Raw genomic sequence first — 18276 nt, forward strand, 5'->3', positions numbered from 1 at the left:
GCCTCCCCACGGATGTGAAGTCAAGAAATAACCACTATCGTGGTCTCCTAGTCAAGAATTTCCATAGCCCGATACGGTAGTCGTATGCGGATCTTGATCTCGGCGGACATGGAGGGGGCCACCGGTGTCACCTGGACCGCCGACGTGGTCCCCCAGACCGAGCAGTGGCAGCGCTTCCGACGGCTGTTCACCGGCGACGTCAACGCCTGCGTGGCCGGGCTGGTCGACGGCGGCGCGACCGATGTCCTGGTCAACGAGGCGCACTCCAGCCAGCGCAACCTGCTGCTGGAGGAGCTGGACACCCGCGCCAGGATGCTCACCGGCAGGCACAAGCCGCTGTCGATGATGCAGGGCGTGGACTCCGGCGTGGACGGCGTGGTGTTCCTCGGCTACCACGCGGGCGCGGGCGAGGAGGGCGTGCTCGCCCACACCTACCTGGAGAACTCCATCACCGGGGTGTGGCTGGACGGCCTGCCCGCCTGCGAGGGCAGGCTCAACGCCGCGCTGGCCGCCGAGCACGGCGTGCCGGTCCTGCTGGTCACCGGCGACGACCGCACCTGCGCCGACGCCCGCTCCTACGCCCCCGACGCGCGCTTGGTCGCGGTCAAGGAGTGCGTCAGCCGCTACGCCGCCATCTGCTCCCCGCCGGAGGTCACCGCGGGGCTCATCGCCGAGGCCGCGCGGGAGGGCATGGGTCGTGCCCGGCGGGGTACCCCGGCGACCGCGCCGCACCGCGTCGAGGTGGAGTTCGACGCCACCCACCTGGCCGCCGCCGCGGCGGTGGTGCCCACCGTGGAGCGGGTCGGCGTTCGGCGCGTCGGGTTCGACGCCGCGTCGATGACCCTGGCGATGCAGGCGTTCAAGGTGGTCACCGCCATCGCGGCGGGGGCGGTGGAAGGGATCTATGGCTGAGGACGTCGTCGACCTGTGCTCGGCGCTGCTGCGGTTCGACACCACCAACCGCGGCCGGGGCGACTCGGCGGGCGAGCGGGAGGCCGCCGAGTTCGTCGCCGGGCACCTGGAGGACCTGGGCATCACCGCGACGCTGCTGGAACCCGCGCCCCGGCGCACCAACGTGCTGGCGCGGGTGCCCGGTGAGGACCCGTCGCTGCCCGCCCTGCTGGTGCAGGCCCACTTGGACGTGGTGCCCGCAGACCCGACCGAGTGGAGCGTGCCGCCGTTCTCCGGCGTCGAGCGCGACGGCTACCTGTGGGGGCGCGGCGCGGTGGACATGAAGGACATGGTCGCCATGGTCCTGGCCGTGCTGGGCACCTGGTCCCGCGAGGGCCGCGGGCCCCGGCGCGACGTGGTGCTGGCGTTCGTGGCCGACGAGGAGGACCAGGGGGTGCTGGGCGCGCGCTGGCTGGTGGAGCACCACGCCGACTTCTTCGCGGGCTGCGCGGCGGCGATCAGCGAGTCCGGCGGCTACTCCTACCGCTTCGGCGACCGGCGGATCTACCCCGTGGCCACGGCCGAGCGCGGCACGTACCACCTGCGTCTGACCGCCCGCGGGCGGGCGGGGCACGGCTCCCGGCGCAACGACGACAACGCCGTGGTCAAGCTGATCGGGGCACTGGGCAGGCTGGCCGCCCACCGGCACCCGGTGCGGCTGAGCCCCACCGTGCGGGCGTTCCTGGAGCGCACCGGCGCGGCGCTGGGCGTCGAGGTCGACCTCGACGACGTCGACGGCACGCTGGCCCGCCTGGGCCCGGTCGGCGCCCTGGCCGAGTCCACGGTGCGCAACAGCACCACCCCGACGGTGCTGCGGGCCGGGTACAAGGTCAACGTCATCCCCGGCACCGCGTCGGCGGAGGTGGACGTGCGGGCCCTGCCCGGCACCGCCGAGGAGCTGATGGCCACCGTGGACTCGCTGATCGGTCCGGACGTGGTGCGCGAGCAGCTGGAGGCGCAGCCGCCGGTGCAGGCCCCGATCGACTCGCCGTGGTTCGACGCCATGGCCGCGGCGCTGCGCGCGGAGGACCCGGAGGCGGTCGTGGTGCCCTACTGCATGGGCGGCGGCACCGACGCCAAGGCGTTCTCCGCGCTGGGCATCGACTGCTACGGCTTCTCGCCGCTGCTGCTGCCGCCCGGCTACGACTACCGCGCGATGGCGCACGGGGTGGACGAGCGGGTGCCGGTGGAGGGCCTGCGGTTCGGCACGCGCGTGCTGGACCGCTTCCTGTCCTCCTGAAGCCCCGAGGTGATCAGCGGGCGAAGTCGGGCAGCTCGGTGGAGAGCAGTTCTTCGGCGCCGTGCTCCAGCAGCTGGCACGCCCTCACCGCCAGCCGGTGAACCGCGACCGGGCCGTCACGGCCGCCGCGCCAGCCGCACCAGCTTCAGCGCCACGTGCAGCTCCAGCCGGGCCGCCCCGTCGGACAGGTCCCGACCGGTCAGCTCCGCGATGCGCCCCAACCGGTAGTACAGGCTGGTCCGGTGCAGGTGCAGCCGCGCCGCCGCGGCGCGGGCGTCGCACCCGGAGTCCAGGTAGGTCTCCAGCGTGGCCAGCAGCGTCGCGGACAGCCCGGCCAGCACCTCCCCCGGCGACGCGCCCAGCAGCAGCCGGTACGCGCCCAGCTCCGACCACCGCGCCACCCGCGGCAGCGCCGGGTCCAGCGCCGACAGCTCCGCCGCCGCGAGCGCCTGCTGGTAGGCCGCGCCCGCGCGGCCGGGCGGGTGCGGGTCGCTGACACCGACGTGACCGTCCAGCTCCGGCAACGCGGCACCCGCGGGCACCGTCCGCACCACGCGCGGCGACAGCGCCACGACCACCCGCACCGCGGCCCGCTCCCCCGACGGCACCTGCGCCGCCACCGCGGGCAGCTGCTCCTGCACCACTGCGGCCAGCGCGTCGGGCAGCTCGCCCAGCACCCACAGGTAGCCCACCAGCACCCCGTCGTCCCGCAACGGGAACCCCACACGCGCCCGGAACCCCAGCGCCTCGTTGGACGGCACCCGCACCGGCCCGGTGGCGGTGGCGAGACCGTGCAGGTCCTGCCACGCCGCGACCTCCGGTGGCACCCGCCGGGCCAGGATCGCCCGCACCCGCGCCGGGTCCACCGAGTCGGTCTGCTCGCTGTGCCCGACCACCCGCCCCGACATGTCGTCCACCGACACACCGCACCCCACCGAGCGGGACAGCTCGTCCAGCAGCTCCTGCATTCCGACAACTGTAGGAACAAGTCCCTATCGCGCGCGGTCGCCCCGGCAGGCGCCGCACCCCTAACGTCCGCACCGTGACCAACAGCCACCCAGTGACCAGCAGCCGCATCGCGCCGTGGGCCTCGGCAGGGGCGCAGCGCCGCCTGGCCGAGGTCGAAGCCACCGTGTCCGCCGACTTGACTGCGGCCGGGGTCGCCGACACCGTCCGCAAGGCGCTCGACGCCCACACCGCGCAGTTCGACGACGACGGCATCGTGCTCTACGCGGGTACCAACGTGCTCAGTCCCGCCGCCGCGGCGGCGCACCGCACCAGCGTGTCCAGCAGGCCCAGCATGGGCTGGCCGGGCGAGAAGTACCAGGTCGGCCTGGAGCACCTGGACACCCTGGAGGTGCTGGCCCCGCTGCTGGTGGCCGAGCTGGTGGAAGGCGCGCACGCCGAGGTGCGGCTGCAGAGCGCCACGCTGGCCAACCTCGCCGTCTACGCAGCCTTCGCCCGCCCCGGCGACACGATCGCCGTGCTGCCCGAGGCGGCGGGCGGCCACGCCAGCCACCACGCCCAAGGTGCGCCCGCCATCCGCGGCCTGACCGTGGTGGACCTGCCCTACGACCCGGAGTCGCTGGACATCGACTACGAGCGGCTGCCCGCGTTCCTGCGCGCGCACCGGCCCCGGATCGTGGTCATCGGCGCCAGCCTCATGCTGTTCCCGCACGACGTGGCCGCGGTCCGCGCGGCGGCCGACGAGGTCGGCGCGGTGCTGCTCTACGACGCATCCCACGTGGCCGGACTGGTGGCGGGCAAGGTGTTCCAGCGCCCGCTGCACGAGGGCGCGCACGTGCTGACCTTCTCCACCTACAAGTCCTTCGGCGGCCCGTCCGGCGGCTGCGTGGTCACCCGCGACCCCGAACTGGCCCGGCGCGTGTCCGCCGTGGCCTATCCGGGGATGCTGGCCAACTACGACGCGGGCAGGCTCGGCGCGCTGGCCGTCACCGCGGCGGAGCTGGCCGAGTGGGGCGGCGCCTACGCCACCGACTGCGTCACCAACGCCCAGGCGCTCGCCCAAGCCCTGCACGACAACGGCTTCCGGCTCGCCCGCCGCGACGCGGAGTTCACCCGCTCCCACCACGTGGCCGTCGACGCCGCGCCGTTGGGCGGCGGTGACGCGGCGGCGGTGCTGCTCGGCGAGGCGGGCATCTACCTCAGCGGCATCGGCCTGCCCTGGCAGCACCCCGACGAGGGCCTGCGCGGGCTGCGCATCGGCACCCAGGAGATCACCCGGCGGGGTTTCCTGCCCGCCGACCAGCAGGCCATCGCGGTGCTGATGCGACGAGCCCTGCTCGACCGCGAACCCCCGCACCGCGTCCGGGCCGACGCCGTCGCCCTGCGCCGCGAAGTCGACGCCCGCTGACCCCACCGCGCCAGCGAGTACTACCCGACAGAGCCGGGAGGCCGGTAACCACTACCCGACGTGTGCGAACGTTCAGTTCGCGATGTCCGGAGGTTCGACTCGCCGGGAAGGCAGATCCAGGACCGAACCTGTCCGCGATCACGCCTAGCGTGCGGTCGTGATCACCACCCGCGCGCTCAACCGGGCCACCCTGCACCGCCAACTGCTGCTCGGCCGGGCCGACCTGCCGGTGACCGACGCGGTGGAACACCTGGTCGGGATGCAGGCCCAGGAACCGATGGCGCCCTACTACGGACTGTGGTCCCGACTGCGCGACTTCCACCCGCACCACCTGGCAGAGCTGCTCACCACCCGCCAGGTGGTGCGAGCCCCGCTGCACCGCGTCACGATCCACCTGGTCACCGCTGCCGACCACGGCCGTGTCGAACCGGCGCTGCGCCCGTTGGTGCGCCGCCGGTTCGCCTCATCGCCGTTCCGCTCCGCGCTCGACGGACTGGACCCCGTCCGGTTCGGCGAGCAGGTGGCCGCGCTGGTCGCCGAGGGCCCGCTCACCCGGCGCGAACTGGGCGACGCACTCGCCCCGCACTGGCCGGGGACCACCCCGCAAGCCCTCGGCCAGGCCGCCACCTACCTGGTGCCCGTGGTGCAGGTCCCGCCGCGCGGGGTGTGGGGCAGCTCGGGCCAGGCCCGCTGGACCACCGCCTCCCACTGGCTGGGCGAGTCGGGCGAGCACGCCGACCCCGCCGGTCTGGTCCGCCGCTACCTGGCCGCGTTCGGCCCCGCCACGGTCGGGGACGTGCGGGCGTGGTCCGGACTGAGCGGCCTGCGGCCCGTGATCGCGGCGATGGAACTGCGGGTGCTGCGCGACGAGCACGGCCGCGAACTGCTCGACCTGCCCGAGGCCGAGTTGCCCGACCCCGACACGCCCGCGCCGGTGCGCTTCCTGCCCGAGTTCGACAACCTCCTGCTCGGCCACGACGACCGCACGCGCGTGATCTCCGAGGAGGACTACCGGCGCGGCATCGTCGTAGGCGGCAAGCCGACCGTCCTGGTCGACGGCTTCGTCCACGGCACATGGCGGCTCACACCCGACGGGCTGCGGGTCGAGCTGTTCCGACCGCTGACCCGCGACCAGCGCCAGGACCTGCTCGACGAAGGCGCGGACCTGCTGGCCGTCACGGGCGTCGGTGGAGAGGTACGGATCGGCCTTCCGCGGTGAGACCGGCCGGTGGCCTCGCGGATCAACGCCAACCGGAAGGTGGCCTTGCCACTACCCGTCGAGTTCCGGGCCCGCGCGGGACGGACGCCTCCGGGCCGAGTGCGCGAGCCGGTCGGCCAGCGCCCCGACGAGGTCACGGAGCTCGTCGGGGCGTTCGATCAGGAACGGCAGGTCCAACGACGCGAGCACACCGGGCAGCCAGTCGAGCCGTTCCACCCGCAATTCGACGCGGGACCAGCGCGTGCTGTCCGAGCCCGCTCGGTCCACCGACGGCGCTTCCGTCACGGTCGCGATTCCGGCGGGGAGCCGCGTGTGGATCTGCTCGGCGGTGCCCCGGACCCGCAGCACCACCTCATGCCGGTACGGAGTGGTGGCAAGTCCTGTAAGGACTCGCTTCACCGGATCGGGCCCGTCGGGCGGGTCGAACGAGCCGGGCAGGGCCCTCGCACTGGCGATGCGGTCCAGTCGGAACGTCCGGTCCTCGCCGATCGCGGGATCGACGCCCGTCACGTACCACCTGCCCGAGTGGGTGACCAGTCCGTACGGGTGCAAGGTGCGCTCACTGCGCCTGCCATCCGCGGCGGTGTACCGAATCGAGATCGGCCGGTGGTGGCTGACCGCGTCGGCGATCGAGAGCAGGACCGCCGACTCAGGGGCGGTCGGCTCACCGGCTGGAGCGGTGAAGGCGAGGGAGTCCAGCACGGCGTCGAGTCTGCGGCCGAGCCGCTCAGGCAGCACCCTCCGGATCTTCGCCGCTGCCGTCTCCCCCGCCGTACCCGTGCCCGTCATCAAACCGGCTCGCCGTCCTGCCACCAAGCCGAGCAGCACGGCGAGCGCTTCGTCGTCGTTGAGCATGAGCGGAGGCATGCGATAACCGGGGGCGAGCCGGTAGCCGCCGTAGCGGCCGCGCACCGACTCGACGGGCACGTCGAGGTCGACGAGGTGGTTGACGTAACGCCGCACTGTGCGCTCGTCCACGCCGAGCCGGTCGGCGAGTTCGGCCACGGTGCGAACGCCTCCTGACTGCAGGAGCTCCAGCAGGGTGAGCACGCGAGCAGTGGGCTGGGGCACATCCGGAAGTCTCCCACCAATACCGGGCGGATTCTGCCCGGTATTGGTCATAGCGTGCGTTCAGCAGCACTGACCGACCAAGGAGAATCCGTGCACTTTGTCTCGACCCGCGTCATCACCGGCGACGTTGCCCGCCTCGTCGACTTCTACGAACGCGCCACCGGGGTGCGGGCGAGCTGGGCCAACGAGGACTTCGCCGAGCTCAGGACGGCCTCGGCCACCCTCGCGATCGGCAGCACCCGCACCGTTCCCCTGTTCGCGCCCGGCTCCGCCCACCCGGCGGACAACCGCAGCGTGATCATCGAGTTCCTCGTCGACGACGTGGACGCCCTGTACCAGAACCTGACCGGCTTCGTGGAGGAGTTCGTCAACGAACCCACCACGATGCCCTGGGGCAACCGCGCCCTCCTGCTCCGCGACCCCGACGGCAACCTCGTCAACTTCTTCACCCCCGTCACCCCCGCAGCCATCGAGAAGTTCGCCCGCTGACAAGACCGCGCCGAGCTCGTGACGCTGTCCGGTCACGGGTTCGGTGTGCGCACCCAGTCCACCTCGGCCAAGGCGCGGTCCAGCCGCGCTTCGGCCCGCTCCACGCGGACCGCTCCACGCGGTGTCGGTGTCGGTGTCGGTGTCGACCAGCCATACCGACAGCGGGTGCTCCGCCCCCCGCGACCTCATGGCTGCTTCGTGCTCCCTGCCGGTTTCGCCGGTACGGGAGCCTTGCGACAACAGCGGCAATTATGCGGTGTCGAGCATGGGATCCCCGACTACCACTCGGCGCTGCCGCCACGACCGCGGCGCCGCCCATGACGCTGGCGCTCACCGCGCCTGCCGCCACCGCCGAGCCCGTCACCGCCCAGTACGCCACCATGCTGGTCCAGGCTGGGGTCGCCGCGCTCACGCACACCGGCGGCGCGACGCGGTGGGCCTCATCCGGATAGCGGCGAGCCGCGTGACCATGCGGGACCCACCCGCCGATCGGTGGCGCGGCCGGTGGCAAGGCAGTGATCGGCGCACTGAGAACACCACCGAGTTTCGTCACGGTGACGACCCCCTGTTTCCAGACGGGGCCTCCAGCTCCCTGGATCGCCCTCGGATTCGCATATGCATACGTTACCGACATAATGTCACTTATCTCGGCAACCTCTTCACAGAAGTTATCGTTTTCGGAAACAGCCACCTGTTGTCGTTTCCGGAAACGAGAACTCAGCTACGATGATCAGGTGACAAGCACCGCAGAGCCGCAGGTGACGCCCGCCCCGGAGCCCCGCACCCGCCCGTGCGCCCACTGCGGGCGTCCGGTGACCGCCCGCAAACCCACCGGACGCCCGCCCCGCTACTGCCCGCCCGACCAGCGCGACTGCGCGGCCCGCGCCCGCGCCGAGCGGATCGCCGCCCGCGCGGCGGACACCGCCGGCGGGCCCGCCGCGCTGCGCCAGAGCGTGGTCGAACTGGCCGGACACCTCGACGAGGCCTGGGAACCCCTGCAGGACCTCGTCGAGTCCGCGCAGGGTGCCCGTACCCTGCTCACTACGCTGCGGGACGACCTCATCGCCCGCGTCGAACGCGCCGAGCAGGCCGCCGAGCAGGCCACGGCCGCCCGCGAGCAGGCCGACCAGCGCGCCCTGGCCGCCGAGGTCGCCCGCGACGACGCCCTCGACCAGGCTCGGCAGGCCCGCGCCCAGCGCAACGAGGCGCTGCGCGCCCGCGACACCGCCGAACAGGCCACCCAGGACGCCCTGCGCGCTCAGGAACGCCTGCGCGCCGAACGCGACGCCGCCCGTGAGCAGGCCGACCAGGCCGCCGCCACCGCAGCGGCCACGGTCACCGACATCACCGCCACCGCCGATCGGCGCGTCCAGGCCGCCGCCGACGCCGCCGCCGCGGCCCGCGAGCAGGCGGCGGCACTGCGCGCCCAGGTCGAGAGCCTGCGCGACCAACTCCGCGACCGCGACGAACGCCTGCACGAGGCCGCACAGGCCGCCGACCGGCTGCGCGCCGACACCGAGCACCGCCTCGCCCAGGCCGCGGCCGACGCCACACGCCGGATCGACCAGGCCGTCGCCGACGCCGAGCGCCGCGTCGAGCAGGCCCGCGCAGAGCTCGCGGCGCTGCGCGAGCAGCATGAGCGCCGTGTTCTCGACCTCGGCCGCCAGCTCGGCGCCCAGACCGAACGAGCCGACCGGCTCCAGCGGGCCCACGACCGCCACCGCGAGCTGATCGACCGCCTCCTCGCCACGGCCCGGACCGATCCCGCCACCCCGACGCAGGACCCCGCAGACCGGGAGCAGGCGGATGTCGAGCACGGGGCGCGGAACACCCTGCACGCTGTCATCGCCATGCTGGAGTCCGCACGGGTCACACCCGACGGCACCGAGGCACCGTCCTCACCGTGAGCGACCAACGAGGCAAGTGCGTCACGAGGTCGTGCATTCCGCTTCCGTCCCGCCCGGACCGACCGACCGGGCGGGACGGATACGGGGAGCAGATCTCGACCGGCTGCGGATAACCCGAACAGGTAGTCAGGGCTGAACAGCAGCGGTACAGCCGTTGACGCCAAGCCGAGATCCGCAGGACAGGCCACCACAACCGCAAGGGTCATGTAAACAGTCAAGCTGTCGCAGTTGCGTCGGTGTCGCAGTTGTCGGGGTATCGCGTTGTGTTTGGCTCAGAGGAACTACCGAGTCCCCGAGCGCAAGGTCCGGAGGGGCCCTTGTTCTCGAAACTCCGGGCCGTGGCGTTCCGAGAACAAGGGCAAGGCCGCGCCGTAGGGCAGGCCGGTTCAGGGGTGGGTGTCGAGCCACTCCTGGAAGGTGGGTCCTGCGAGCTTGGCGTGCGGGCTGGGCAGGAACCCGCCGTTGGCGGCGATCTCGGCATCGGGTATGCCGGAGCCGCCGACGCCGACGACCTTGATGCCTCGACGGGCGCCGAGGAGTTGGGCCGCCTCGGCCATGGTTTCCTTGCGGGGTCCGGCGATCTCGGGGATCGGTGTTTCAGGGGCGGGCGCGCTGGGGTCGGTGGCCAGGTCGACCAGTTCCTCGGCCACGGTGCGGCAGGCCACGAGCTGGGTGGGCAGGGCCGGGATGTAGGCGACGTCGCTCTGCTGCCAGTCCAAGAGCTGCCCGACGAATTCGTGGAACTGCGCGGCCCGCAGGACGCGAGCGGGGAGCGGGCCGGACAGGAGGAGCTCCTCGTGCACCTTCTTGGCGGCGAGGAAACCGGCGGTGGCCTTGTCGACGCCGATGATGGACGCCACGGTGATCTGGGCGACCCCCGCCTTCTGGCCCGCCTCCTGCAGGTTGCGGGCCGACGTGCGGAAGAACTCGGTCGCCGCCTCCTGCTCGGAGCCGTGCCACGAGGCGACGTCGATGATCACCTCGACTCCGGTGAGCGCCGCGGCGAGGCCATCACCGGTGATGATGTCCACGCCGGTGGCCCGGGACATCGGCACGACACGGTGCCCCCGTTCGGTGAGGACGTCGACGACGTGGCGGCCCAGCCGCCCGGTCGCTCCTGCCACCGCGAACTTGGTGGTGCTCATGGTGTGTGCCCTTCTTACTCGCTGTAGTTCTGGCCGGGGGGCATGCCGGGAATCGGCTTGGCGATGAGCGCGGCGGGGGTGAAGAAGCCGATGTGGGCGATCACCATGACGAGCGTCCAGAGCGCCTTGTCGTCGTAGTGCGCGGATGCCTTGGCGTACAACTCGTCGGGGACGCGCTCCCCGGACGGGTTCGGGGTGAGGACAGCCTCCACGAGCTCCAGCGCGACCCGTTCGGCGGCGGTGAAGTAGGTGGCGTCCTGCCAGGTGGCCACGGCGGTGATGCGCTTCTCCGATTCCCCGAGCCCGCGAAGGCTGTTGGTTTCCCGGACGGTGAAGTACGTGCTGCCGAGGATCTGCCCGGCGCGCAGTTGCATCAGGCTGACGGTCGCCGGGGGAATCGCATCGTTCCTGAGGACCTTGTGCAGGGCTCCGGCGACTTCCGCCATCTCTGGGACGAACCGGATGGGGTTGGGCATGCGCGACCGCGGGTCGGTCGTCGTGCTTGTGGACATGGTCAGGACTTCCTCACTCGTGGTGTCGCGTTGTGACGAGCAAGAGATCCCGGTGACCTGCTCCCTGTGACAGTCCGGCCATGTGACGGGGGCCACCGATAGTTGGTGTCACAAAGCGGTGAGGGGCGGGATCGTATGGACATGGCACGGTCGCGAACGAACAGGCGAGAACCAGCGATGGGCGAACGACGCGAGCAACCGACGGACGCGGCAGGCCCCTTCGCTCGTGGCAGCCACGTGGACCGCGCCATGGACTCGGCGACCAAGGCGTTCGTGGCCCATCGCAACCTGCTGTTCACCATGGCCTACGAGATGCTCGGTTCAGCTACCGATGCCGAGGACGTCCTGCAGGAGACCTGGCTGCGGTGGGTGGGCGTCGACCTCGACACGGTGCTGGACCCGCGCGCGTTCCTGATCCGGATCACCACCCGGCAGGCGCTCAAACGACTGCGGACGCTCGACAGGCGCAAGGAGTCCTACGTCGGCCCGTGGCTGCCCGAGCCGCTGCTGACCGCCCCGGACGTGGCCGAGGACGTCGAACTCGCCGAGAGCGTCTCGATAGCGATGCTGCTGGTGCTGGAGACGCTCGTCCCGACCGAGCGGGCAGTGTTCGTGCTGCGTGAAGTGTTCGACCTCGACTACGACGAGATCGCGGAAGCCGTCGACAAGACCCCGGCCGCGGTGCGTCAGATCGCCCACCGGGCACGGGCACACGTCGCCGCGCGCAGACCGCGCGGCACCGGTTCCCCCGCCGAGCACCGGGCCGCACTCCAGGCCTTCCAATCAGCGGTCGAAACCGGCGACCTGCAGAGCCTGCTCGACATCCTCGCGCCGGACGTCGTCGCCCTCAGCGACGGCGGAGGAGTCAAACACGCCCTGCTGCGGCCCATCATCGGCGCGGACAACGTGGCTCGTCTGCTGGCCGCCGGCTGGTGGAAACGCGACGCAGGAAGGTCAGTCGAGCCGGTACAGATCAACGGTGGCCCAGGACTGCTCATCCGCGTCAACGGGGAGATCGACGGCGTGCTCGCGGTGCGGGTCGAGAACGGCTACGTCACCGGCGCCTACCACGTGCGCAACCCTGAGAAGCTGTCACGCGTGGAGCAGGAGATCGCCGTAAGCCGCTGAGCTTGCCGAGACCGGCCCCGCCCGGCGCGCTCCCTGCTCCGGCCACCACATGACCGACGAGGCTGCGCCCGGATGCCGCGGCGCCGCGCCGCCCATTCCTCCGCATCCGGCATTGTCCGTGGCGCTGAGTGCAGCGCGCCTTGGAAGGCATTGCCGGTATCCGTTCATGCCGCATAGCGCGCGTTCGGTGACCGACGTTTCCGCGCAGTCCCGCGCGGTCGGCGGTCGCGAGGTCCACGACGCCGAAGTCGAGGTGCATCTGCTGGGAGGTGCCGTCCGGCCAGTTCGGGGAGACGTGTTCGGGTGCGGACTGGACGACGATGACCGGGAGGCCGGGGGGTCTGAATGAAGTGGTGGGTCGGCGTGCGGTGGATCGAGCCACCGAGCAGCCGGTGCCAGAAGGCGCTCTCCGCCTCGATCCCGGCAGCGTCGATGATCACGGAACTCAGGGTGATGGGCATGGTGACGGTCCTGTTCTTCGCGCTGGTACTGGTCGGTGCTCAGACGGTCGGGATGATGCCGCCGTCGACGCGGAATTGCGCCCCGGTGAGCCACTTCGCGCGGCCGGAGGCGAGGAAAGCGATCATCTCGGCGACGTCCTCGGGATCTCCGGGGCGGCCCATGGGGACGTTCAGGCGGTCCACGATCTGCTGCGTGACCTCCTCGGTGGTCACGCCCTGCTCCTCGGCCATGTGCCGGAGGTGGGCGGTGGCGCCGTCGGTGACGACGAAGCCGGGAAGGACGCAGACCACACGCACCCCGTGCGCGCCGACCTCGGTGGCCAGTTCACGGCTGTAGGTGTTGAGCGCGGCCTTGGCAGCGGCATAGGAAGCCTCGGTGCGCTGGGGCAGTTGGCTGGCGATCGAGGAGACGTGCACGACGACGCCGGAGCCCCGCTCGACCATTCCCGGCACCAGGGCCCGGTCCAGGCGCACGGCGCTGAGGAGGTTCATATCCAGGTCCGCCTGCCAGGATGTGTCGGACCGGCTCAGGGTCGGCGCCGGGGCGCTGGCCGCGCCGGCGTTGTTCACGAGCACGTCCACCCCGCCCACCTGGTCGACGACTCGGCGGCCGAGCTCGGCCACGCCCTGCTGCGTCGAGAGGTCCGCAGGCATGAAGATGGCGCCGTCGTCCTCCTCGGGCCGGCTGCGGGAGGCCGTCAGCACGGTCGCGCCCGCGGCGACGAAGCGACGTGCGGCAGCCGCGCCCAGGCCCCTGCTGCCACCGGTGACCAGCACTCGCAAGCCGTCCAGGCCCTCGTCGGTGTTCGGCATGGCAAATCCCCTCCGTAAGATGAACCTGACTCCGGAAACTGTACACATAAGCGGAACCGGACTCACCTTATGGAGGTTCCTTGTCGTCATCACGCCCGCTGCGCGCCGACGCGCGACGCAACCGCGAGGCACTGCTGTCCGCAGCCCGTCAGGCGTTCCTCAGCGGCGGCATCAACGTGCACGTGGAGGACATCGCCCGCAGCGCCGGCGTTGCCGTGGGCACGCTCTACCGCCACTTCGAGACCCGCGAGGCGCTGATCGAGGAGGTCTACCGCAAGGAGGTCGACGACCTGTGCACCGCGCCCGGCGACCTGCTGAACCAGCACGCCCCGGAGGAGGCCCTGCGGCGGTTCCTGCTGCTGCTCGTGGACCACGCCGCCGTGGGCAAGGGGATGTCCGTCGCGCTGGAGAGCATCATGGCCACGGATTCACCGGTCTTCGACGACGCCCGCACCCGCATGGGCGACGCCCTGACCCGTCTGCTCGATGCGGGCAGCGCGGCAGGCACCATCCGCGGCGACGTCACCGGACCCACCCTGCTGCGGGCTCTGGGCGGCATCTGCGCCATGCGGGTGACCGAGGGATGGCTCGACGAGGCCCGGCAGATCACCGCCCTCCTCCTCGACGGTCTGCGCCACGGGGCCCCGCGCGCGAGCTGAGCCAAGGACGCGCGTGCCTGGTGTTACTCCTGCCCGCTCCCGTCGTCGTCCTCACTGCTCCAGCTCCGGGCGGGTCGGCTCCTGGGTGAACGTCCCGCGAGACTCAGCGTGCTCGTCGGCCAGGAACTCAACGGGCACAGACCGGAACCTGGTCGATCAGCCCTGACCTGCGGATCCCGGCTCAGGATCAACCGCTGCACCGCTGCTGCTCACCCCCGGTGGTCGAAGTGAGGGGTCAGTTCGACGGACTCGCCGACGCGGTGGCGAGCACGACGACCAGCGCCAGCGCGCCGACGTCGGTGACCATCGACGGGAGCACCCCGGCAACGCCGAACCGCTCCCGCGCTGCGGTGAGCACCTCCGGCGGCACCAGCCACACCCCGCCGTCCCGACCGTGAAAACCACCGACGTCACCCCGGTCAGGACGAGCAGCGGCGTGGTCCAGCGGCCCGGACGCACCGCGGTCCGGTCACGTGACGACAGCGGTCCTCCCCCCGTCCGACACAGCCTGATCATCGGCTGCGGGGAGCCGGCGGGGATCGGGCTGGGCGTCGGGGCAGGAGGCCCGATGGTCGCTCCGGCAACGGTTCAAGGGCAGGCCAAGTCCGATGTCCACCCGTTCTGGGAGCCACATCAGAACACTTCCCGACTGGGAAACGTCATCCGGTGTCGGTGGTGCCGACTGTCGATAGGCTGCCGGTTGTGATCGTCGAACCGCCGCAGTCGCCTGGTCCGTCGGTGTTCGCACCGGTCCTCGCCGAGGACACGGCTCACGATCCCAGCAGGCGGCACGACTTCTCCTTCGTCACCGAGTCGGAGATGCGGACGCTGGAGCGGCTGTTGCACGACTGGCTCTCCGGCTATGCCTCGGCTGCCACGCGCCGGTCCTACGGCGATGCGCTGGGGCTGGACCGTCGATGGGTCGAGGCCATCGGGCGCCCCGAGGACTTCGCGTTCATCCCCCCGGCGACTGCGGGCGCGAACAGGACAGGCACACCTGCGGGGTCGAGTGGCACGAGCAGGCACGCGCCGCCCACCAGACCAGGGCGTTACCGGGACTGGGCGTGGTTGCGGTGGTGTGACCGCAACCAGGTGCACCCACTGCGCGCGGACAGCACTGCGGTCAAGCGCTGGCAGCTGGAGTTGGGCGCGCTGGGCATGCCCAAGGCGACCCGTGCCCATCGGCTGGCCGCTGTGGGCGCGATGTACGCGCACCTGGCCGAGCACGGTGCAGTCACGGTCGATCCGACTCGCTTCGACCGTTCCCGGCTCGGCCTGGGCGCTCATCGCGACACCTCCCCCACCGTGGTGCTCACCGCCGAGCAGGTCGAGCGGCTGATGCGCACTGCGGCCACCCCGCGGCGGGGCGTGCATCCGGTGATGCGCTATCGGTCGGTGGCCATCGTGGCGCTGTTGACCCTGGGGGTGCGCATCGGCGAGCTGACCGGTCTGCGGCGTGGCGATGTGCACACCACCCGAGGGCGGCGGGCGCTGCGGGTGACCGGCAAGGGCAACAAGGTCCGCACCGTCTACCTGTCGACCCTGGCTGCCTCCGCGCTCGACGATTACCTGGCCGAGCGGGACCGGTGGAGCGCCGCGGCGGTACCCGCCCTGCCCGGACAACTGCGCGGGCAGCTCTCCCCGCTGATCGCCACCCGCGACGGCGGCCCGGTCGACCCGCGCGACATGTGGTCGCTGCTGCGTCGCCTGGCCCGCAGCGCGGGCCCTGCCCTGGCCGATGTCGCCGATCGGATGGGGCCGCACGTGCTGCGTCACTTCTACGTCACCACAGCCGCGGAAGCGGGCGTGGACATGACCCACATCCAGGCCGACGTGGGTCACTCCTCGGTCGAGACCACCCACCGCGTCTACAACCAGGCCGCCCGCTCCCCCGACCGCTCGGCCGTGGACGCCGTGGAACAGGTCCTGCTCGCCGCCCGTGCCCGCCACACCCCGCCGCCCGCCGCGGCTCAGGGGATGACTGACGAAAGACCGCTTCTCCCTGTGGACGTGTCGGAGGCGGACGAGCACTCGGCGCTGCAGGTGCTGTGGAACGGACTGCGCACCGGGGACCCGGTGGAACAACTGCACGGTCTGCAACTGCTGCGACAGGCCCTCCGCGCCGACACGCCCTCCTCGGCTGCCGATCGGGTGCTTTCGGCGTTGATCGCCCAGCCACAGCCGCATCCCCGCGTGCTGGCCGAGGCCACGGCGCTGCGCCGTGTCCAAGCTCCGGCGGAGGTGAACTAGTCCGATAGCGCTGCCGTGGGGCCGGGGTTTGTGACGGTTCTCGTGAGTCCTCGCCGTAGTTCGGAAGTGTTCTGCCCGTGGCAGAACACCAGCCGGAGCGGGCTCGACGATCACTACCGTCCAGTCTCGTGACGACGATTACGACGCGTGCGGTCGAGTATCCGGCCGACGGTTTGACGATGATCGGGCACCTCGCGCTCCCGGCCGGTGCCGACCACCGGCCCGCGGTGTTGCTCGGACCAGAGGGCATGGGGCTCAGCGATGTCGAGCGCCGCCGGGCCGACGCCCTCGCCGAACTGGGATATGTGGCGCTGGCCTTCGACCTTCACGGCGGGCGCTATCTGGGCGACCCCGAGGAGATGCTGGGCCGTTGCCTGCCGCTGCTCGCTGATCCCGACCGGATGCGGGGCATAGGTCATGCGGCGCTCGACGTGTTGCGCGCCGAACCGCGGACCGACCCCGACCGGATCGCCGCCATCGGCTACGGCACCGGGGGCGCTGTCGGGCTGGAACTCGGGCGCGGCGGCGTCAGCCTGCGCGCGATCGGGACAGTCAACGCACTGACCACGGGCCGACCGGGCGAGGCGGCGCGCATTCGCTGCCCGGTGTGGGCCGGTGTCGGGTCGGAAGACCCGATCATGCCGCCCGCGCAACGGAACGCGTTCACCGCGGAGATGCAGGCCGCAGGCGTCGACTGGCGCCTCACGGTCTACGGCGGCGCCTTGCACGCCTTCCACCACCCGCCGGTCGACCACCCTGTGGTCCCCGGCGTCGGCTACCACCCGCGGCACGCGCAGCGCGCCTGGCGCGACGTCGTCGACCTGCTCGCCGAGTGCCTGCCCGTGACGGAGGATCTGAGGCACGTCCCGGGTGAGCGTGCTGGCGTCGGGCACTGACAGTCCTCGCGGTCGATGTCGCGCCGAGTGGCTCGGCGTACGAGGCCGGCGAGTTGGCGTGGGTCGGTGGTGGTTGTTGTCCACGTTCCACACAGCCAGGGCACGGGTGCGGTGCCGTTGGCTGGTCCAGGTGTGGACGTGGCAGCGGGAACTGTCGCCGGCCACGACGCGATGCGCCTGGGTGATGCCTTGGCGGTGAAGAAGGTTCGCGCGGTCGACGAAGGAAATCGCGGTGACCGCGTTCTCGTCGGCGATCGATGCCGTGGGGACGGTGCCTGTCGACTGTGCGCATCGAGATGGTGATCCCGCCGACATCAGACGGACGTCGGGGAGATCGAGCCTCTTGTCGTCGTTCGGAAGGGCAGGAGATCGACTCAATCGCGGTGTTCCGGAACGGGGACTGGTCGGCGACGTCCACTCCGGCTTCTCCGGGGTTGATGGCCAGCCGGGACCGGTCCCCGTGGACACCGTCAAGCTCAGTAGAGCGCACAGCGGTACAGGCGACCGTTGAGTTGAGGCGCAGCAAGGGGATCGGCCCTACTGTGAAACGACGGAGGGAACATGTCCATCTTCACGCGAAGGATTCGTTCGGGCCTCTTGGTCCTGATCCTGACGGGAGTCACTGTGCTGGTCGCGGGGCCGCAAGGCATGGCGTCACCAGCCGGTGCGCAGCCGACTGGCCCGGTTGGTTCGCTGGCCTCCTACGAAGGGAACCGCGTCAAGGAAGCTGGCGACCCCAAGGTCTGGCTGGTCTTGTGCGGACAGCGCGCGAACATTCCCAATGAGCGCATTTACGAAGGCCTTTTCCGGGACTGGGAGGGTATCGTGACGATGTCCGACGTGGGTTCCATCGGCCAGGGGGCAGGCCTGAACGGCGCGTTCCTCGCGAAGGGACCCAGCGCGCACGTGTACCTCGTCAGGCCGGAGGGGGGAAGGAAGCACTACATCGCAAGTGAATCCGCGTTCAACCGTTGGCACTTCGACTGGGATAAAATCATCACCACCGACCAGTCCTACCTGGACAGGCTGTCCAACGGCTGTATTTTGGGTTAGCTCCCGTGCTCTGGGCCGGTTGTCGGCAGGGCCGGCACCGGTCCAGGTCGTGAGTAATGCTCGGAAGCGGTACCGCCCCCGTGTCAAGCCGACCTCCCGGTAGGACAA

At 71.4% G+C, this 18276-nt stretch carries 18 protein-coding genes; 12 read left to right on the forward strand and 6 right to left on the reverse strand.

Going from position 1 to position 18276, the window contains the following annotated elements; all coding sequences use genetic code 11:
- The first annotated feature begins 84 nt into the window (after nucleotides 1-84).
- Together JOF41_RS12610 and JOF41_RS12615 are read left to right on the forward strand one after the other, a co-directional pair.
- Nucleotides 85-912, forward strand: coding sequence for a M55 family metallopeptidase (locus JOF41_RS12610; RefSeq protein ID WP_209618907.1), 828 nt, complete (start codon nucleotides 85-87; stop codon nucleotides 910-912).
- Nucleotides 905-2191, forward strand: a complete 1287-nt coding sequence (locus tag JOF41_RS12615; RefSeq protein ID WP_189223592.1) for a M20/M25/M40 family metallo-hydrolase — start codon at nucleotides 905-907, stop codon at nucleotides 2189-2191. The genes JOF41_RS12610 and JOF41_RS12615 overlap by 8 nt, the downstream gene beginning before the upstream one ends.
- A gap of 116 nt (nucleotides 2192-2307) precedes the next feature.
- On the opposite strand, the gene JOF41_RS12620 is transcribed toward JOF41_RS12615, so the two are convergent.
- Nucleotides 2308-3159 (reverse strand): helix-turn-helix domain-containing protein, encoded by an 852-nt coding sequence (locus JOF41_RS12620; RefSeq protein WP_209618909.1) that lies wholly within the window; start codon nucleotides 3157-3159, stop codon nucleotides 2308-2310.
- 74 nt (nucleotides 3160-3233) lie between these two features.
- Between JOF41_RS12620 and glyA the strand changes: the two genes are divergently transcribed.
- Both glyA and JOF41_RS12630 read left to right on the forward strand, forming a co-directional pair.
- The gene (gene glyA / locus JOF41_RS12625) at nucleotides 3234-4565 is read left to right on the forward strand and encodes a serine hydroxymethyltransferase (protein ID WP_307867397.1); all 1332 of its coding nucleotides are present in this window, start codon (nucleotides 3234-3236) and stop codon (nucleotides 4563-4565) included.
- 157 nt (nucleotides 4566-4722) lie between these two features.
- The gene (locus JOF41_RS12630) at nucleotides 4723-5784 is read left to right on the forward strand and encodes a winged helix DNA-binding domain-containing protein (protein WP_209618910.1); all 1062 of its coding nucleotides are present in this window, start codon (nucleotides 4723-4725) and stop codon (nucleotides 5782-5784) included.
- A 51-nt stretch (nucleotides 5785-5835) separates the two neighbouring features.
- Here the strand turns inward: JOF41_RS12630 and JOF41_RS12635 are convergent, their stop codons facing one another.
- Nucleotides 5836-6855 (reverse strand): helix-turn-helix transcriptional regulator, encoded by a 1020-nt coding sequence (locus JOF41_RS12635; RefSeq protein WP_209624155.1) that lies wholly within the window; start codon nucleotides 6853-6855, stop codon nucleotides 5836-5838.
- Nucleotides 6856-6945: 90 nt separating this feature from the next.
- Between JOF41_RS12635 and JOF41_RS12640 the strand changes: the two genes are divergently transcribed.
- From JOF41_RS12640 to JOF41_RS12645, 3 genes are all read left to right on the forward strand, one after another.
- A complete protein-coding gene (locus JOF41_RS12640; protein ID WP_209618912.1) occupies nucleotides 6946-7344 on the forward strand; it encodes a VOC family protein in 399 nt (132 codons plus the stop codon).
- 317 nt (nucleotides 7345-7661) lie between these two features.
- Nucleotides 7662-7796 carry a hypothetical protein gene (locus tag JOF41_RS37750; RefSeq protein WP_276515689.1) on the forward strand — a complete coding sequence of 45 codons (135 nt, stop codon included), beginning with the start codon at nucleotides 7662-7664 and terminating at the stop codon, nucleotides 7794-7796.
- A gap of 282 nt (nucleotides 7797-8078) precedes the next feature.
- Nucleotides 8079-9251 (forward strand): coiled-coil domain-containing protein, encoded by a 1173-nt coding sequence (locus tag JOF41_RS12645; RefSeq protein ID WP_209618914.1) that lies wholly within the window; start codon nucleotides 8079-8081, stop codon nucleotides 9249-9251.
- 386 nt (nucleotides 9252-9637) lie between these two features.
- On the opposite strand, the gene JOF41_RS12650 is transcribed toward JOF41_RS12645, so the two are convergent.
- Together JOF41_RS12650 and JOF41_RS12655 are read right to left on the reverse strand one after the other, a co-directional pair.
- Nucleotides 9638-10396, reverse strand: coding sequence for an SDR family oxidoreductase (locus JOF41_RS12650; protein ID WP_209618916.1), 759 nt, complete (start codon nucleotides 10394-10396; stop codon nucleotides 9638-9640).
- Nucleotides 10397-10410: 14 nt separating this feature from the next.
- Nucleotides 10411-10908: a carboxymuconolactone decarboxylase family protein gene (locus JOF41_RS12655; protein ID WP_189223580.1), complete on the reverse strand. Its 498-nt coding sequence runs from the start codon at nucleotides 10906-10908 to the stop codon at nucleotides 10411-10413.
- Nucleotides 10909-11157: 249 nt separating this feature from the next.
- On the opposite strand from JOF41_RS12655, the gene JOF41_RS12660 reads away from it, so the two are divergent.
- A complete protein-coding gene (locus JOF41_RS12660) occupies nucleotides 11158-12036 on the forward strand; it encodes an RNA polymerase sigma-70 factor (protein WP_244990980.1) in 879 nt (292 codons plus the stop codon).
- Between the two features lie 500 nt (nucleotides 12037-12536).
- Here the strand turns inward: JOF41_RS12660 and JOF41_RS12665 are convergent, their stop codons facing one another.
- Nucleotides 12537-13310, reverse strand: coding sequence for an oxidoreductase (locus tag JOF41_RS12665; protein WP_209618919.1), 774 nt, complete (start codon nucleotides 13308-13310; stop codon nucleotides 12537-12539).
- An 80-nt stretch (nucleotides 13311-13390) separates the two neighbouring features.
- Here JOF41_RS12665 and JOF41_RS12670 point away from each other — a divergent pair, with 80 nt between their 5' ends.
- Nucleotides 13391-13969, forward strand: a complete 579-nt coding sequence (locus JOF41_RS12670; protein ID WP_189223578.1) for a TetR/AcrR family transcriptional regulator — start codon at nucleotides 13391-13393, stop codon at nucleotides 13967-13969.
- Nucleotides 13970-14204: 235 nt separating this feature from the next.
- Here JOF41_RS12670 and JOF41_RS12675 read toward each other — a convergent pair whose 3' ends face one another.
- Nucleotides 14205-14348: a hypothetical protein gene (locus tag JOF41_RS12675; RefSeq protein WP_189223577.1), complete on the reverse strand. Its 144-nt coding sequence runs from the start codon at nucleotides 14346-14348 to the stop codon at nucleotides 14205-14207.
- 323 nt (nucleotides 14349-14671) lie between these two features.
- On the opposite strand from JOF41_RS12675, the gene JOF41_RS36985 reads away from it, so the two are divergent.
- From JOF41_RS36985 to JOF41_RS12690, 3 genes are all read left to right on the forward strand, one after another.
- On the forward strand, nucleotides 14672-16219 hold the full coding sequence (locus JOF41_RS36985; RefSeq protein WP_209618920.1) for a tyrosine-type recombinase/integrase: 1548 nt from the start codon (nucleotides 14672-14674) through the stop codon (nucleotides 16217-16219).
- Between the two features lie 128 nt (nucleotides 16220-16347).
- Entirely contained in the window at nucleotides 16348-17115 is a 768-nt protein-coding gene (locus JOF41_RS12685) for a dienelactone hydrolase family protein (RefSeq protein WP_209618922.1), read from the forward strand.
- Between the two features lie 561 nt (nucleotides 17116-17676).
- Nucleotides 17677-18168, forward strand: a complete 492-nt coding sequence (locus tag JOF41_RS12690) for a hypothetical protein (protein WP_209618924.1) — start codon at nucleotides 17677-17679, stop codon at nucleotides 18166-18168.
- Nucleotides 18169-18276 lie beyond the last annotated feature (108 nt).

This window comes from Saccharothrix coeruleofusca (assembly GCF_017876325.1).
In the GTDB taxonomy this organism is placed as follows: Bacteria; Actinomycetota; Actinomycetes; order Mycobacteriales; family Pseudonocardiaceae; genus Actinosynnema; species Actinosynnema coeruleofuscum.